This is a genomic window from Marisediminicola antarctica (assembly GCF_009930795.1).
Classification (GTDB): Bacteria; Actinomycetota; Actinomycetes; order Actinomycetales; family Microbacteriaceae; genus Marisediminicola; species Marisediminicola antarctica.
The window spans coordinates 2,212,598-2,229,084 of record NZ_CP017146.1; the positions used below are offsets into that span (position 1 = coordinate 2,212,598).

The 16,487-nt window shown below is 69.1% G+C and carries 15 protein-coding genes; 14 read left to right on the forward strand and 1 reads right to left on the reverse strand.

Annotation, left to right across the window (positions count from 1 at the left end; genetic code table 11):
• Position 1: 1 nt before the first annotated feature.
• Both BHD05_RS10425 and BHD05_RS10430 read left to right on the forward strand, forming a co-directional pair.
• The gene (locus BHD05_RS10425) at positions 2-898 is read left to right on the forward strand and encodes an ABC transporter permease (RefSeq protein WP_236966503.1); all 897 of its coding nucleotides are present in this window, start codon (positions 2-4) and stop codon (positions 896-898) included.
• Between the two features lie 43 nt (positions 899-941).
• Complete coding sequence (locus BHD05_RS10430) at positions 942-1,343, forward strand: helix-turn-helix domain-containing protein (RefSeq protein WP_236966504.1); 402 nt, start codon at positions 942-944, stop codon at positions 1,341-1,343.
• 990 nt (positions 1,344-2,333) lie between these two features.
• Here BHD05_RS10430 and BHD05_RS10435 read toward each other — a convergent pair.
• A complete protein-coding gene (locus BHD05_RS10435) occupies positions 2,334-2,963 on the reverse strand; it encodes a LysE/ArgO family amino acid transporter (protein ID WP_202614193.1) in 630 nt (209 codons plus the stop codon).
• 68 nt (positions 2,964-3,031) lie between these two features.
• Here BHD05_RS10435 and BHD05_RS10440 point away from each other — a divergent pair, with 68 nt between their 5' ends.
• The 12 genes from BHD05_RS10440 to metK all read left to right on the forward strand — a co-directional run bounded on the left by BHD05_RS10440 (position 3,032) and on the right by metK (position 16,485).
• Positions 3,032-3,928: a LysR family transcriptional regulator ArgP gene (locus BHD05_RS10440; protein ID WP_161886370.1), complete on the forward strand. Its 897-nt coding sequence runs from the start codon at positions 3,032-3,034 to the stop codon at positions 3,926-3,928.
• An 87-nt stretch (positions 3,929-4,015) separates the two neighbouring features.
• Entirely contained in the window at positions 4,016-4,579 is a 564-nt protein-coding gene (gene pyrR / locus BHD05_RS10445; protein WP_161886371.1) for a bifunctional pyr operon transcriptional regulator/uracil phosphoribosyltransferase PyrR, read from the forward strand.
• Positions 4,576-5,532: an aspartate carbamoyltransferase catalytic subunit gene (locus BHD05_RS10450; protein ID WP_161886372.1), complete on the forward strand. Its 957-nt coding sequence runs from the start codon at positions 4,576-4,578 to the stop codon at positions 5,530-5,532. Before pyrR ends, BHD05_RS10450 begins: the two co-directional genes overlap by 4 nt.
• Positions 5,529-6,872 (forward strand): dihydroorotase, encoded by a 1,344-nt coding sequence (locus BHD05_RS10455; protein ID WP_161886373.1) that lies wholly within the window; start codon positions 5,529-5,531, stop codon positions 6,870-6,872. The genes BHD05_RS10450 and BHD05_RS10455 overlap by 4 nt, the downstream gene beginning before the upstream one ends.
• On the forward strand, positions 6,865-7,383 hold the full coding sequence (locus tag BHD05_RS10460) for a PH-like domain-containing protein (RefSeq protein WP_161886374.1): 519 nt from the start codon (positions 6,865-6,867) through the stop codon (positions 7,381-7,383). Before BHD05_RS10455 ends, BHD05_RS10460 begins: the two co-directional genes overlap by 8 nt.
• Before the next feature lie 5 nt (positions 7,384-7,388).
• Positions 7,389-8,540 carry a glutamine-hydrolyzing carbamoyl-phosphate synthase small subunit gene (carA, locus tag BHD05_RS10465; protein WP_202614194.1) on the forward strand — a complete coding sequence of 384 codons (1,152 nt, stop codon included), beginning with the start codon at positions 7,389-7,391 and terminating at the stop codon, positions 8,538-8,540.
• Positions 8,540-11,833 carry a carbamoyl-phosphate synthase large subunit gene (carB, locus tag BHD05_RS10470; RefSeq protein ID WP_161886375.1) on the forward strand — a complete coding sequence of 1,098 codons (3,294 nt, stop codon included), beginning with the start codon at positions 8,540-8,542 and terminating at the stop codon, positions 11,831-11,833. Before carA ends, carB begins: the two co-directional genes overlap by 1 nt.
• Positions 11,830-12,681, forward strand: a complete 852-nt coding sequence (pyrF, locus tag BHD05_RS10475; protein ID WP_202614195.1) for an orotidine-5'-phosphate decarboxylase — start codon at positions 11,830-11,832, stop codon at positions 12,679-12,681. Before carB ends, pyrF begins: the two co-directional genes overlap by 4 nt.
• Positions 12,678-13,601: a guanylate kinase gene (gene gmk, locus BHD05_RS10480; protein ID WP_161886376.1), complete on the forward strand. Its 924-nt coding sequence runs from the start codon at positions 12,678-12,680 to the stop codon at positions 13,599-13,601. Before pyrF ends, gmk begins: the two co-directional genes overlap by 4 nt.
• A gap of 67 nt (positions 13,602-13,668) precedes the next feature.
• Positions 13,669-13,926: a DNA-directed RNA polymerase subunit omega gene (gene rpoZ, locus BHD05_RS10485; RefSeq protein WP_161886377.1), complete on the forward strand. Its 258-nt coding sequence runs from the start codon at positions 13,669-13,671 to the stop codon at positions 13,924-13,926.
• A 23-nt stretch (positions 13,927-13,949) separates the two neighbouring features.
• The gene (gene coaBC / locus BHD05_RS10490; protein ID WP_236966505.1) at positions 13,950-15,170 is read left to right on the forward strand and encodes a bifunctional phosphopantothenoylcysteine decarboxylase/phosphopantothenate--cysteine ligase CoaBC; all 1,221 of its coding nucleotides are present in this window, start codon (positions 13,950-13,952) and stop codon (positions 15,168-15,170) included.
• A 112-nt stretch (positions 15,171-15,282) separates the two neighbouring features.
• Positions 15,283-16,485 carry a methionine adenosyltransferase gene (gene metK / locus BHD05_RS10495; RefSeq protein WP_161886378.1) on the forward strand — a complete coding sequence of 401 codons (1,203 nt, stop codon included), beginning with the start codon at positions 15,283-15,285 and terminating at the stop codon, positions 16,483-16,485.
• Positions 16,486-16,487 lie beyond the last annotated feature (2 nt).

The window sequence follows — 16,487 nt, forward strand, 5'->3', positions numbered from 1 at the left end:
CATGACACGCGCCCTCGACACGATGACCCACGACAACGAGCCGCAGGGCCCGGCCACCGGCCCGTCCGCCTCCCTCGTGCAGCATTCGTCCTCACGCGGATACTCCGCCGCGGGCAACGCCACGTTGGGGTCTGGCGTGCGGGGGCCGAAGCGCTCGGGAATCGTGCTCTTCGGGGCCATTCTACCGATCGCGCTGCTCGCGGCGTGGTGGGGAATCGCGGCATCCGGCGTGGTTCCCGCCTACCGCCTGCCCTCGCCCGTCGCAGTCTGGCAGGCCGGGGTCGACCTCGCAGCGACCGGGCAGCTCGCCCAGTACTCGGCCATCTCGACCCAGCGGGTCATCCTCGGCTTCGTCGCGGGATCGGCGATCGGCCTCGTGCTGGGGTCGATTGTGGGGCTGTCCCGCTGGGCATCCGCGTTCCTCGCGCCGACTATCGGCGGCTTCCGCGCGGTGCCCTCTCTCGCCTGGGTTCCGTTGCTGGTGCTCTATATCGGCATCAACGAGGACTCGAAAGTCACGCTCATCGCGGTCGGCGCGCTGTTCCCCGTTTATACGACGGTCGCCGGCGCCTTACGGCACGTCGATCCGCAGCTCGTCGAGCTTGGACGTGCCTATGGCCTCGGCCGTTGGGCCCTTCTGACCCGTGTGCAGCTGCCCGCAGTGATCCCGACGATCGTGTCGGGGCTGCGTCTCGCGCTGGCGCAGGCGTGGCTGTTCCTCGTCGCCGCGGAGCTCATCGCGAGCTCGATGGGCCTGGGGTTCCTGCTCATCGACTCGCAGAACAACGGCCGGCTTGACCGCATCTTCCTCGCCATCATCGTGCTCGCGATCATCGGCAAGACGACGGATGCGCTTATTGGGCTGCTCGAGCGGTACCTGCTGCGCCGCTGGGGCTAGGCCAGCCCTCTCGGGTTCCGCCCGCGTCCCGTAGCCTATTCGGGTGGCCGCGACTCGCGCGGCTTCGATGAAAGAGCTCTACGTGGACATCTCCCTGCTTCGCCACTTCGTCCAGGTCGTCGACACGCTCGACTTCGAGCGGGCCGCGGCGGCGCTCGCAATTCCGCGCTCGAGCCTCAACGCGTCGATCAGGCAGCTCGAGGCCGAAGTCGGAACGCCCCTGTTCATTCGCGTCGACGGCTCGGTGACCCTCACTCCCGCTGGCGAGGCAATCGTCGACGATGCCCGTGCCGAGCTCGCGAACCCGACTCCCAAGTTGCCTGGCTCCGTGCGCAAGGCCTCGAAGCCCAGCGCCGGTGGCAAGGCCAAAGCCTCGAAGGGCAAGGGCCGGGCGCCAGCTGTGAAGGGGCAGTCTGCTCCGGGCAAGCGTCGCCAGTCGCGGTGAGGGTGGTACCCCCGCGGACCGGCTGTGATCGTGAACCTGCTGGTTGGCAGGTCGCACAGCGACCGTGCGGAAACCCGCCCGACTCGCTCAGAGACACGGTCATGCGGGTCGCGTGCGGGCAGAAGTTCGCCGAGTACGGACTCGTGGTCGCTGCCCGACAGCTGTGAGCGGCCACTACTCCGTACTCGACGCGTCCTTCACCCCGTCTCGCCCCGGGCGGGTTTCACTACGCGCGCCAGAGCACACTGCTCAACCGACCCAAACCGCTGGTTGGCAGGTCGCACAGCGACCGTGCGGAAACCCGCCCGACTCGCTCAGAGACACGGTCATGCGGGTCGCGTGCGGGCAGAAGTTCGCCGAGTACGGACTCGTGGTCGCTGCCCGACAGCTGTGAGCGGCCACTACTCCGTACTCGACGCGTCCTTCACCCCGTCTCGCCCCGGACGGGTTTCACTACGCGCGCCAGAGCACACTGCTCAACCGACCCAAACCGCTGGTTGGCAGGTCGCGCAGCGACCGTGCCGAAACCCGCCCGACTCGCTCAGAGACACGGTCATGCGGGTCGCGTGCGGGAAGAAGTTCGCCGAGTACGGACTCGTGGTCGCTGCCCGACAGCTGTGAGCGGCCACTACTCCGTACTCGACGCGTCCTTCACCCCGTCTCGCCCCGGGCGGGTTTCACTACGCGCGCCAGAGCGCACTGCTCAACCGACCCAAACCGCTGGTTGGCAGGTCGCACAGCGACCGTGCGGAAACCCGCCCGACTCGCTCAGAGACACGGTCATGCGGGTCGCGTGCGGGCAGAAGTTCGCCGAGTACGGACTCGTGGTCGCTGCCCGACAGCTGTGAGCGGCCACTACTCCGTACTCGACGCGCCCGGTGCTGTTCACCGTTCACGCGACGTTCCACTCGGTGTCGTCTTCAGGGGAGAGGACGACGCCACCCCGACCGCTCAACAACGCGGTGGCGAATTCGCGCACCCCGCATCCGCCTACTGCCCCACGGCAAGCCGCACCCCCAGAGCGATCATGACGACGGCGATGGATGCGTCCAGCACCCGCCACGCGCGGGGCCGGGCGAACAACGGCCGCAGCAGTCTGGCACCGAACCCGAGCGCGCCGAACCACAGGAAGCTCGCGAGCACGGCGCCTCCCGTCCACCACCAGCGTTCCGCGGGCTCCTGCTGGGAAGCGACCGCCCCGAGCAGCAGAACAGTGTCGAGGTAGACGTGCGGGTTCAGCCACGTCAGCGCGAGAACGGTCGTCACGGCCAGCCGTATGCCGATCTGCTTGCCCGCACCACCCGCGATCAGCGCCGCAGGGCGGACGGCGCGGCGCGCGGCGAGCAGCCCGTAGACAATCAGGAATCCGGCGCCGAGTACCCGCACGACGACGAGCGCGACCGGTGCCGTCTCGACGATCGCTCCCAGGCCGACGACCCCCGCGAGAATGAGGACGGCGTCAGAGAGCGCGCAGATGGCGACCACGGGCGCGATGATTCGAGTGCGGCCGTCGATTCCGAGCCGGAGCACGAACGCATTCTGTGCGCCGATCGCGACGATGAGCGACAACCCGGTTACGAGCCCCAGCAGGGCGGGAAGCAGGGTCGCAGAGAGAGTCACCCACTCACGTTACGGCCGTAAGAGAATTCAGCCCAGCTATGGTTTCTTGGCAGTCATAAGCTGAACTTATGCACCGCTTCACGCTCGACCAACTCGCCACCCTCCGCACCGTGATCGATGAGGGCACATTCGAGGCGGCGGCGGGGCGGATGCACGTGACCGCATCGGCCATCTCGCAGCGGATGAAGGCCATGGAACAGGCTGCCGGCCAGGTGCTCGTGCGACGCACCACCCCGGTCACGCTCACCCCGGCGGGGGATGTGCTGCTTCGCTACGCCCGCCAACTCGAGCTGCTCGAGGCCGACACCCGGCGCGAGCTCGACGGCGATGCCAGCGGCGCGCCTCACCCCCTGATCCCTCTCGCGGTCAACGCAGACAGCCTCGCAACCTGGTTTCTCGACTCCCTCGTCGGGCTCGGCGAGGAGCTGGGCGCGACCTTCGACCTGCACCGTGAGGACCAGGATCACACGATTTCACTGCTCCGGGCCGGTGCCGTGATGGCCGCGGTGACCTCTACGCGGGCAACCATCCAGGGCTGCGTGACCGAGCCGCTCGGGCTCATGCGCTATCGCGCGGTGGCCGCGCCGGCGTTGGTCGCGCGGTGGATGCCACGGCACCCCGATCTCGCGGACCTGACGGAGGCACCCGTCGTTACCTTCGACCGCAGCGACGAGCTCCAGCGTGCCTTTGTGCTCGCCCGCACGGGCGGTGAGGGTGGCCCGAGCCATTACGTTCCGGCGTCCCACGACTTCGCCCGCGCCGTGGTGCTGGGCCTCGGCTGGGCGCTGCTCCCCGAGCAGCAGTGCCTCGCCGAGATCGCCAGCGGCGCGCTCGTGGAACTCGCCCCACTCCATCCGGTCGACGTCGCGCTGTACTGGCAGCGCTGGAACCTCACCTCCCCGCTGCTCGACTCGGTGTCGCGCGCGGTACGGGACGCCGCGGCACACGCGCTGCACCCGTTCTGAGCCGGGGCGCCCCACCGGCCCTGCTAGGCTCAACACACACCAGACATCCTTTAACCACCGTCCAGAGAGACGGGGAAGGAGGTCAGATTGCCTTTCAGAATCGTTCTGCAGCAAGCTGATATCGCCCGAGCGTTGACTCGGATCTCGCACGAGATCCTCGAGTCCAATCGCGGCCCCGACGATCTCGTCATACTCGGCATCCCCACGCGCGGGGTGATCCTCGCCGAGCGAATCGCCCGGCTGATCTCCGACATCTCCGGGCGGCCCGTCGCCTCGGGATCACTCGATGTAACGATGTACCGCGACGACCTCTCTCGCAACCCGACGAGGGCGCCCTCGCCGACGCGGGTGCCCGCGACCGGCATCGACGGCTCCGTCGTCGTGCTCGTCGACGACGTGCTCTACTCCGGCCGCACGATCCGCGCAGCCCTCGATGCGCTCGGCGACATCGGGCGGCCGCGCGTCGTGCGCCTCGCAACCCTCATCGACCGCGGGCATCGGGAGCTGCCGATCCGGCCCGACTTCGTTGGCAAGAACCTGCCGTCCGCCCAGGGTGAGCGCATCTACGTGCGACTGCACGAGAGCGACGGCGACGAGTTCGTCAGCATCGACGGCGGCGAGAGCCCCGGCCAGAACGGGGCACAGAAGTGAAGCACCTGCTGAGCACCCGCGACCTGACGCGCGATGAGGCCATCGGTATCCTCGATGTCGCCGAGGACATGGCCGACGTGCAGTCCAGGGAGGTGCGCAAGCTGCCGACCCTGCGCGGACGCACCGTCGTCAACCTCTTCTTCGAGGACTCCACCCGCACCCGCATCTCGTTCGAGGCGGCCGCGAAGCGGCTGAGCGCCGACGTCATCAATTTCAGCGCCAAAGGCTCAAGCGTCTCGAAGGGCGAGAGCCTCAAAGACACGGCGCAGACCCTCGCCGCGATCGGAGCGGATGCCGTCGTGATCCGGCATCCGGCATCCGGCGCCCCCCAGGTGCTCGCGCAGAGCAACTGGATCGAGGCCGGCATCATCAACGCCGGCGACGGCACCCACGAGCATCCGACCCAGGGCCTGCTCGACGCGTTCACCATCAGGAGGCGCCTGCACGGCACCGCCTCGCGCGGCAGATCGCTCGACGGCGTGCGCGTCACGATCGTCGGCGACATCCTGCACTCGCGCGTCGCCCGCTCCAACGTCTGGCTGCTCACGAGCCTGGGCGCCCAGGTACACCTCGTCGCCCCGGCGACGCTGCTGCCGGTCGGTATCGCGAACTGGCCCGTCACGGTCGGCTACGACTTCGACGAGGCCATCGACGCCGGGACCGATGTCGTGATGATGCTGCGGATCCAGGCCGAGCGGATGATGTCGGGCGGGTTCTTCCCGAACGCACGGGAGTACTCGAAGCGCTGGGGCCTCGATGACGCGCGGGTCGACCGTCTCCACGCCGCTACCATGGTGATGCACCCAGGTCCCATGAATCGCGGCCTCGAGATCTCCTCCCGCGCCGCCGACTCACCCCGGTCGACTGTGCTGGAGCAGGTCGCAAACGGGGTTTCGGTGAGGATGGCAGTGCTGTACCTCGTCTTGTCTGGGGAACGCGGAGAACTTTCATGACAACCACCCTTCTCGTCACCGGCGCGACCCTCGCCGACGGAACCCGCACCGACCTAGTCGTGCGCGACGGTCGCATCAGCGAGGTCGGCACCGGCCTCAGCGCCACCGGCGCACGGGTCATCGACGCCGACGGACTCACCGCCCTGCCCGGCCTCGTCGACCTGCACACCCACTTGCGTGAGCCCGGGTTCGAGCACAGCGAGACCGTGCTGACCGGATCGCGCGCGGCGGCGATCGGCGGATTCACCGCGGTGCACGCCATGGCCAACACCTCGCCCGTCGCCGACACCGCCGGCGTCGTCGAGCAGGTCGAGTCGCTCGGCCGTCGCGCCGGGTACGTCACCGTGCGCCCGATCGGCGCCGTCACCGTGGGCTTGGCCGGCCAGCAGCTCTCCGAGATCGGGGCCATGGCGAATAGCCGCGCGCGGGTGCGGGTCTTCTCCGACGATGGCAAGTGCGTCTCGGACGCCCTCCTGATGCGCCGCGCCCTCGAATACGTGAAGACCTTCGACGGCGTTGTCGCACAACACGCTCAGGAGCCCCGGCTCACCGAGGGCGCCCAGATGAACGAGGGAGTCGTGAGCGGCGAACTCGGCCTCGCCGGCTGGCCCGCCGTCGCCGAGGAGGCGATCATCGCCCGTGATGTGCTTCTCGCGCAGCACGTCGGCGCCCGCGTGCACATCTGCCACCTGTCCACCGCCGGATCCGTCGAGGTTGTGCGCTGGGCGAAGGCGAGGGGCATCCGCGTCACCGCCGAGGTGACCCCACACCACCTGATGCTCACCGAGGAGCTCGTCCGCAGCTACGACGCGCGCTACAAGGTCAACCCGCCGCTGCGCCGCCAGGAGGACGTGCTCGCTCTGCGCGCCGGACTCGCCGACGGTACCATCGACATCATCGCGACCGACCACGCGCCGCATCCGTCCGAGTCGAAGGATTGTGAGTGGACCGCCGCGTCGATGGGCATGGTCGGCCTCGAGTCCGCCCTCTCCGTCGTGCAGGCCTCCGTCGTCGACAACGGGATGCTCGACTGGAACGACATCGCCCGGGTGCTCTCGAGCCCCCCCGCCGCGATCGGCCGCCTCGACGGCTACGGCGACGGGATCGCGGTCGGCGCGCCCGCCGAGTTCACCCTCTACGACTCCTCCGCGAGCCGCGTCTTCGACACCGACGCTCTCGCGGGACAAGGCCGCAACTCGCCGTTCCTGCAGCTGAGACTGCCGGGCCGTGTCGTCGCGACGGTGCACCAGGGTTACCCGACCGTGCTCGACGGGCAACTTATCGCCGAGGAGACCGTCTCGGCGGCCGCCGCCAGGGCCGCTGGGGGTACCCATGGATAACCGGGTCATCTCGGGCGCCATCGTGCTGGCGGTGCTCGTGCTCCTCCTCGCGCTCATGTACGCGGGGTGGCGGCGACGCCAGCGGCGCCAGTCCGGCATCCCGCGGCCGCAGGGCCTTCCCGAGCTGACCGGGCGCGAACTCGTCACGGTCGAGGCCTTCTACGTCGCCTCGACGATGACAGACGAGCCGCTCAACCGCATCGCCGTCGCCGGCCTCGGATACCGCGCCCGCGCCCGCGTGCAGGTCTTCGAGTCGGGGATCTCGCTCGGCATCGCGGGGGAGCCGGATGCCTTCATCCCGCGCTCCGACCTCGTGGCCGTCGAGCGCGCCACCTGGACCATCGACCGCGTCGTCGAGACCGGCGGCCTCGTGCGTATCGTCTGGCGACTCGGCGACACCACCATCGACAGCTACCTCCGCGTGCCGGAGCCCACCGATCCGTCGGCGCTCATCGGCGCGATCGAGTCAATCATCACGGCGCCGACCCGCGCCAGGAACGAGGAACAGTGACGAGCATGGATCCAGCAGTGCTGGTGCTCGAAGACGGCACCCGATACGTCGGACGCGCCTGGGGCGCGCGCGGGCGCACATTTGGCGAGGCCGTGTTCTCGACGGGGATGACGGGCTACCAGGAGACCCTCACCGACCCGAGCTACGCCGGGCAGATCGTGCTGATGACGGCCCCGCACATTGGCATCACCGGGGTGAATGACGAAGACCCGGAGTCCCGCCGCATCTGGGTCAACGGCTTCGTCGCGCGCGACCCCTCCCGCGTGGTGTCGAACTTCCGCGCGAACGGCAGCCTCGACGACCAGCTCGTCGCCGACGGCGTCGTCGGCATCAGCGGCGTCGACACGCGCGCGGTCACCCGCAGGCTGCGCGACGCCGGCGTCATGCGCTCCGGCATCTTCTCGGGCGCGGATGCCGCGCTCGACCCGGCCGAGCAGCTGCGGCTCGTGCGGTCCGGCGAGGACATGCGCGGACTCAACCTCTCCGACCGGGTGTCGGTCATCGCGCAGTACCGGATCGCGCCGGAGGGGGAGCGGATCGGACTGGTCGCGGTTCTCGACCTCGGCGTCAAGGAATCCACCCTGCGCTACCTCGCCGCGCGCGGCTTCGAGGTGATGGTGCTGCCGCAGTCGGTGAGCGCCGAGCAGCTGCGCGACCTCGACCCCGACGCGCTCTTCTTCTCCAACGGCCCGGGCGACCCGAGCGCATCCGACGCCCACGTCGCCCTGCTGCAGGGCGCCCTGCGCGACGGCGTGCCGTTCTTCGGCATCTGCTTCGGCAACCAGCTCCTCGGCCGGGCCCTCGGCTTCGGCACCTACAAGCTGCCGTTCGGCCACCGCGGCATCAACCAGCCCGTCGTCGACAAGACGACCGGGCGGGTCGAAATCACCTCCCACAATCACGGCTTCGCGGTCGACGCGCCCATCGGCGCACCCACCCGGTCGCCGGCCGGGTTCGGCCTGGTCGAGGTGAGCCACGTCAACCTCAACGACAACGTCGTCGAGGGCCTCAACGCCCTCGAAATCCCCGCCTTCTCGGTGCAGTACCACCCCGAGGCCGCCGCGGGGCCACACGACGCCAACTACCTCTTCGACCGGTTCCGCGACATGGTGCTCACCACCGTCGCAGCCCGCGCCAACAAGAAAGACGACAAGTAATGCCCAAACGCGACGACATCAACTCGGTCCTGGTCATCGGGTCCGGGCCCATTGTCATCGGCCAGGCCGCGGAGTTCGACTACTCCGGCACTCAGGCCTGCCGGGTGCTGCGCGAGGAGGGCGTGCGCGTCATCCTCATCAACTCCAACCCCGCGACGATCATGACCGACCCCGGATTCGCCGACGCGACCTACGTCGAGCCGATCACCTGGGAGGTCATCGAGTCGATCATCGCCAAGGAGCGCCCGGATGCGGTGCTGCCGACCCTCGGCGGTCAGACGGCGCTCAACGCGGCGATCGAGCTGCACGAGCACGGAATCCTCGAGAAGTACGACGTCGAGCTGATCGGTGCGAACTTCGAGGCGATCCAGAAGGGCGAGGACCGCCAGATCTTCAAGGAGCTCGTCATCGCCTGCGGCGCCGAAGTGGCGCGCTCACACATCGCCCACACGGTCGACGAGGCCATTGGATTCGCCGAGGACCTCGGCTACCCGCTCGTCATCCGCCCCTCGTTCACGATGGGCGGGCTCGGCTCCGGATTCGCCTACACGCGCCAGGAACTCGTGCGGATGGTCACCGACGGCCTGCACCAGAGTCCGACGACCGAGGTGCTGCTCGAGGAGTCCATCCTCGGCTGGAAGGAGTACGAGCTCGAGCTCATGCGAGACACGGCCGACAACACCGTCGTCGTCTGCTCGATCGAGAACGTCGACCCGGTCGGCGTGCACACGGGCGACTCGATCACCGTCGCACCGGCGCTGACCCTCACCGACCGCGAGTACCAGAAGCTGCGCGACATCTCGATCGACATCATCCGCGCCGTCGGAGTCGACACCGGCGGCTGCAACATCCAGTTCGCCGTCGACCCCGCCAACGGGCGCATCATCGTCATCGAGATGAACCCGCGCGTCTCGCGCTCCTCCGCCCTCGCCTCGAAGGCCACGGGCTTCCCAATTGCGAAGATCGCCGCGAAGCTCGCGATCGGCTACCGGCTCGACGAGATCCAGAACGACATCACCAAGGTCACCCCGGCCTCGTTCGAGCCGACCCTCGACTACGTCGTGGTCAAGGTGCCGCGGTTCGCGTTCGAGAAATTCCCGGCCGCCGACGCGACCCTGACCACGACGATGAAGAGCGTCGGCGAGGCCATGGCCTTCGGACGCAACTACGCGACGGCGCTGCAGAAGGCGCTGCGGTCCCTCGAGAAGCGCGGGTCGAGCTTTCACTGGGGAGACGAGGAGCGTTCGATGGACGACCTGCTCGCCGCATCCGCAATACCCACCGACGGCCGCATCGTCACCCTGCAGCAGGCCCTGCGCGCGGGCGCGACCAACGCGCAGGCGCATGCCGCGACGGGCATCGACCCGTGGTTCATCGACCAGATCGAGCTCATCAACGAGGTCGCCGCTGAGGTTGCCGCGGCGGAGCAGCTCGACGAGAGCGTGCTGCGTCACGCCAAGGACCACGGCTTCAGTGACGCGCAGATCGCGCAGCTGCGCGGGCTCGGCGAGCCGGAGGTGCGCGGCGCCCGCTGGGCCCTCGGCGTGCGTCCGGTCTTCAAGACGGTCGACACCTGCGCCGGCGAGTTTCCCGCGCTGACGCCCTACCACTACTCGAGCTACGACCTCGAGACCGAGGTGGTGCCGAGCGAGCGGCGCAAGGTCGTGATCCTCGGCTCCGGCCCCAACCGCATCGGGCAGGGGATCGAGTTCGACTACTCCTGCGTGCACGCCTCGTTCACCCTCGCCGAGGCCGGGTACGAGACGATCATGATCAACTGCAACCCGGAGACGGTCTCGACCGACTACGACACCTCCGACCGCCTCTACTTCGAGCCCCTGACACTCGAGGACGTGCTCGAGGTGATCCACGCCGAGAGCCTCAGCGGCGAACTGGTCGGCGTGGTCGTGCAGCTCGGCGGGCAGACCGCACTCGGGCTCGCCCACGGCCTCCAGGCCGCCGGGGTGCCGATCCTCGGCACGACGCCCGACGCGATCGACCTCGCCGAGGAGCGCGGGCTGTTCTCCGGCATCCTCGACGCGGCCGGACTCGTCTCGCCGCGCAACGGCACCGCGATCGACTTCCGCGGCGGGGTCACTATCGCCGAGGAGATCGGCTACCCGGTCCTCGTGCGCCCCTCGTACGTGCTCGGCGGCCGCGGGATGGAGATCGTCTACGACAGCCCGTCGCTCGAGGACTACTTCCACCGGATGTCGGGCCAGGGGATCATCGGGTCGTCGCATCCGCTGCTCATCGACCGCTTCCTCGATGACGCGGTCGAGATCGACATCGATGCGATCTACGACGGCACCGAGCTCTACGTCGGCGGTGTCATGGAGCACATCGAGGAGGCCGGCATCCATTCCGGCGATTCGAGCTGCACCCTGCCTCCGGTGACGCTCGGCCGCGAGCAGATCGCGCGCGTTGTCGAGGCGACCCTCGCGATCGCGCAGGGTGTCGGCGTGAAGGGGCTGCTCAACGTGCAGTTCGCAATCGGCGCCGGGGTGCTCTACGTGCTCGAGGCGAACCCGCGCGCGTCGCGCACCGTGCCGTTCGTGTCGAAGGCGCTCGGCATCCCGCTCGCCAAGGCCGCGGCCAGGGTGATGGTGGGGGAGAGCATCCGCGACCTCGTCGCGAGCGGACTGCTGCCCGAGCAGGACGGGGCGATCGTGCCCATCGACTCGCCGGTCGCGGTGAAGGAGGCGGTGCTGCCGTTCAAGCGGTTCCGCACCAAGGACGGCCTCATCGTCGACTCGGTCCTCGGCCCGGAGATGCGGTCCACCGGCGAAGTGATGGGAATCGACGAGAACTTCCCGAAGGCCTTCGCGAAGAGCCAGGAGGCGGCCTACGGCGGCCTCCCCTCAGGCGGCGCTGTGTTCGTCTCGGTCGCCGATCGGGACAAGCGTGCGATTATTCTGCCCGTCCTGCGGCTCCAACAGCTCGGGTTCGACATCCTGGCGACGATCGGCACCGCCGAGATCCTCGGACGCAACGGCATCCGCGCGACCGTCGTGCGCAAGTACTCGCAGGGCGGCTCCTCGCCCGAGCACGAGCCGTCGATCGTCGACCTCATCAACCAGGAGCGTGTCGACGTCGTCATCAACACGCCCAGTGGGCGGAGCGCCCGCGCGGACGGTTACGAGATCCGGGCTGCGGCCGTCGCGGCCGACAAGCCCCTGTTCACCACGATCGCGCAGCTGGGCGCCGCGGTCGCCTCGTTCGAGGCGATCCAGAACGGCTTCGACGTCAAATCGCTGCAGGAGTACGCGATCGAGAGGGCGGCACGCCTGTGATCGGCTTCGGCACACGCCTCGAGCAGGCCATCGACGGCCCCGGCCGCCTGTGCGTCGGCATCGACCCGCACCCCTACCTCCTGCACCAGTGGGGCCTCGGAGACGACGCGGCGGGCTTGCGCGACTTCGGCCTGCGCGTCGTCGAGGCGAGCGCCGGCCGCGCGGGCATCGTGAAGCCGCAGGTGGCGTTCTTCGAGCGTCACGGCTCCGCGGGCTTCGCCGCTCTCGAAGAGGTGCTCCGCCAGGCCCGCGCAGCGGGCCTGATCGTCATCGCCGACTCCAAGCGCGGCGACGTCGGCTCGAGCGTCGAGGCGTACGGCCAGGCGTGGCTGACCCCCGGCTCCCCACTCGAAGCGGACGCGATGACCGTCAGCGCCTTTCAGGGCGTCGGGTCGATCACCGCGCCGCTCGAACTCGCGGCCCGGCACGGCAAGGGGCTCTTCGTGCTCGCCGCGACCTCGAATCCCGAGGCGGCGGCCGTTCAGACCGCGATCATCGGGTCGGGCGCGCGTAGCGGACTGACGGTGGCTGCGGGTATTGTCGCCGACGTGACCGACTGGAATCGAGGCGACCCCTCCGCCCGCATCGCGGGCGTCGGGGTCGTGCTCGGAGCCACGGTCGACTTCGCCGCGTACGGCATCGACACCGCGGCAGCGGACGAGGGACCGGGCACACCCATCCTCGCGCCGGGCTTCGGACACCAGGGCGCCCGGTTCGACCAGGTCAACGCAATCTACGGCGCTGCCGCAAGCCGCACCATCGTGGCCGCGTCGCGCAGCATCCTCACCGCCGGGCCGTCCGGGCTCGCCGCGGCCATCACCTCCCACGCGAACGAGGTCGGCGCATGACGCAGTCAGGTCCACCGCCCGTCGACCGGGTCGCCGCATCCCGCGCCGCCGTGGCCGCGAGACGCCGCCGCGCGGTCGTGAAGCACGCCGTCGCGACGCGGCAGAGAAGCGCCGTCGACGTGCTCGACACCGCGTGGAGCGATCCGGATGCCGCCGCCGAGGCGACGCTGCGGGTGCGGGAGCTGCTGACCAGCGTTCCCACGCTCGGACCCACACGCACCGCCAAGGTCATGGCCGAGCTGCAGATCGCCGATTCAAAGCGGGTCGGCGGGCTCGGCTCCCGCCAGCGGGACCGGCTCCGGGACTGGCTCGTCGTGCGGGAGAGCCGGGGCACAGACACCGCGAAGGCCAAGCTCGTCGTCCTGGCCGGTCCGACCGCGGTCGGAAAGGGCACCGTCTCGACCTTCATCCGCGAGAACTACCCCGACGTGCACCTCTCCGTGTCCGCAACCACGAGGGCCCCGCGGCCCGGCGAGGTCGAGGGGGTCAACTACTTCTTCGTGAGCGACGAGGAGTTCGACCGCCTCGTCGAGCGGGGCGACATGCTCGAGTGGGCGAAGGTGCACAACGCGTTCCGCTACGGCACGCCGCGGCGCCCCGTCGATGACAATCTTGCCAACGGAAGCAGTGTGCTGCTCGAGATCGACATCCAGGGCGCGCGGCAGGTGAAGGCGGCGATGCCGCAGGCCGTTCTCGTGTTCCTGCTGCCCCCGACCTGGGACGAGCTGGTGCGCCGCCTCATCGGTCGCGGCACCGAAGGCCTCGCCGAACAGCAGCGCCGACTCGAGACCGCGAGGGTCGAGCTCGCCGCGCAGCACGAGTTCGACTACCGCGTCGTGAACGGTGACGTCGCCGAGGCGGCTGAGGAGGTCGTAGACTTGATGAGATTGCGCCCTCACGCGTCCCACGACTCCAGCTGACTCAGCTGCATCCGCTTTCACTCGCACGCTTTCATTCACACGCTTTCATTCACAGAAGGAGCACCACATGGTTGACAAGGCAAAGGGCATCATCGATCCGCCGATCGACGAGCTGCTGACGAAGGTCGACTCGAAGTACGCGCTCGTCATCTTCGCCTCCAAGCGTGCTCGCCAGATCAACGACTACTACGCCGACCTCCACGAGGGAAGCCTGTTCGACAACGTCGGACCGCTCGTCGACTCCACGATCGAGGACAAGCCCCTTTCGGTCGCGCTGCACGAGATCAACGAGAACAAGCTCGTCGCAAAGCCCCTCGCCGAGTAGCACCGACCCTCGATCCCGACGCCATGACCGACCCCGGCGTGCCGCGGAAACTCGCCAGCCGCCCGCTGAACATCGTGGTGGGGATCACCGGGGGAATAGCGGCCTACAAGGCCGTCGGCGTCATCCGCGCCTTCGTGCTCCTCGGGCACGACGTGCACGTCGTGGCGACGGATGCCGCGCTTCGATTCGTCGGGCGGCCGACGCTCGAGGCGATCAGCCGCAACCCCGTGCACACCGACCTCTACGAGGGCGTCGCGCAGGTGAGGCATGTCGCGATCGGCCAGGCCGCCGATCTCATCGTGGTCGCACCGGCGACGGCGAGTTCGATCGCGAAGCTCGCGATCGGGCTCGCCGACGACCTGCTGGGCACCACGATCCTCGCCAGTAGCGCCCCCGTCGTCGTCGCTCCTGCCATGCATACCGAGATGTGGGTCAACGCAGCGACGGCCGCGAACGTCGCGACGCTCCAGTCGCGGGGTATCCGCGTCGTCGGCCCGGGAACCGGGCAGCTGACCGGCTCGGATGCCGGGGTCGGGCGCATGGTCGAACCCGACGAGATCGTCGCGGCGGCCCTGGCCGCGCTGCGCCCGCGGGACCTCAGCGGTCGGCGGGTGCTCGTCACCGCCGGCGGCACGCGCGAACCGATCGACCCGGTCCGGTACATCGGCAACCGCTCGAGCGGCAGGCAGGGCGTCGCGATCGCAGGAGCCGCCGCTCTGCGGGGTGCCACCGTCGAGCTGATCGGCGCAAACCTCGAGGTGTCGCCGCCCCCCGGCGTTCGACTGACCGAAGTGAGCTCGGCAGCCGAGCTGGCCGCCGCCGCCGCCACCTCCGCCGCCAGCGCCGACATCATCATCATGGCCGCGGCCGTCGCAGACTACCGCCCGGAGATCACGACTCAGTCGAAGATCAAGAAGGAGACGCAGGGCGACAGACTGCGGATCGACCTCGTCAAGAATCCCGATATTCTGGCCGGCCTCGCGTCCACGAGGCACCGCGGTCAGGTGATCGTCGGGTTCGCCGCAGAGACCGAACCGGACGACTCCGCGCTGCTCGCCCTCGGACGGTCGAAGATCGTGCGGAAGGGTGCCGACTATCTCGTCCTCAACAGGGTGGGCTGGACGGAGGGCTTCGCGGTTCCTGACAACCGGGTCCTGGTCATCGATCTGGCCGGGGATATAGTGATGGAGGCCTCCGGGAGCAAGTTGTCGGTGGCCGATCGCATACTCGACCTGCTGGCCTGACCGTACCTGGTTGGCCGGCGGCCCGACCCGCTCGGGTCTGCGCCCCCGATTCGCACGGCACTGCCGACGGAGTGGATCCGCCCGCCCGCCAACTTCCAGCTACGAGGCACACATGAGTACGTCACCGTCCGGCCTGCGCCAGTTCAGCTCCGAATCCGTCACCGAGGGACACCCCGATAAGATCTGCGACCAGATCTCCGACGGGATCCTCGACGCGCTGCTCGCCGACGATCCGCACAGCCGGGTCGCGGTGGAGACCCTCGTCACGACCGGCCTCGTGCATGTCGCCGGCGAGGTCACGACCACCGGCTACGTCGACATCCCCACCCTCGTGCGCGACACGATCACGGCGATCGGCTACAACTCCTCCGAAGTGAGCTTCGACGGAAGCAACTGCGGGGTGACAGTCTCGATCGGGTCGCAGTCGCCGGAGATCGCTCAGGGCGTCGACAGGGCTCTCGAGGCCCGCAGCGGCGACAACGACCTCCTCAACGCGCAGGGCGCCGGCGACCAGGGCATCATGTTCGGATTCGCCACCCGCGAGACCCCCGAGTTCATGCCGCTGCCGATCTGGCTCGCCCACCGCCTCGCCGAACGTCTCGCCGCAGTGCGCAAGGAGGGGCTCGTCGACTACCTCCGGCCCGACGGCAAGACCCAGGTGACGATCGGCTACGACGGACTCGTTCCGCGCACCGTCGAGACCGTCGTGATCTCGGCCCAGCACGCGCCCAGCGTGTCAGACGCGACCCTCACCCGCGAGATCGAAGAACTGGTGATCAGGCCCGTCCTCGAGCTCGCCGGCCTCGACTTCTCGTCGGCGGCCATGCTCATCAACCCGACCGGCCGGTTCGAGATCGGCGGCCCCAAGGGCGACGCCGGCCTCACCGGGCGCAAGATCATCGTCGACACCTACGGCGGCGCCAGCCGACACGGCGGCGGCGCGTTCAGCGGCAAGGACCCGTCGAAGGTCGACCGCTCCGCCGCCTATGCGATGCGCTGGGTCGCCAAGAACGCCGTCGCGGCCGGCCTCGCCGACCGGCTCGAGGTGCAGGTCGCCTACGCGATCGGCAAGGCATCCCCGGTGAGCCTGTACGTGGAGAGCTTCGGCACCGGCCACATCGACGACGCCGCGATCGGTCGGGCCATCCGCGACGTGTTCGACCTGCGCCCCGCCGCGATCATCCGCGATCTCGACCTGCTCCGCCCGATCTACTCGGCCACCTCGACCTACGGCCACTTCGGCCGCGAGCTTCCCGACTTCACCTGGGAGAAGCTCGACCGGACCTCGTCGCTGCGCAGCGCCGCCGGGCTGTAACC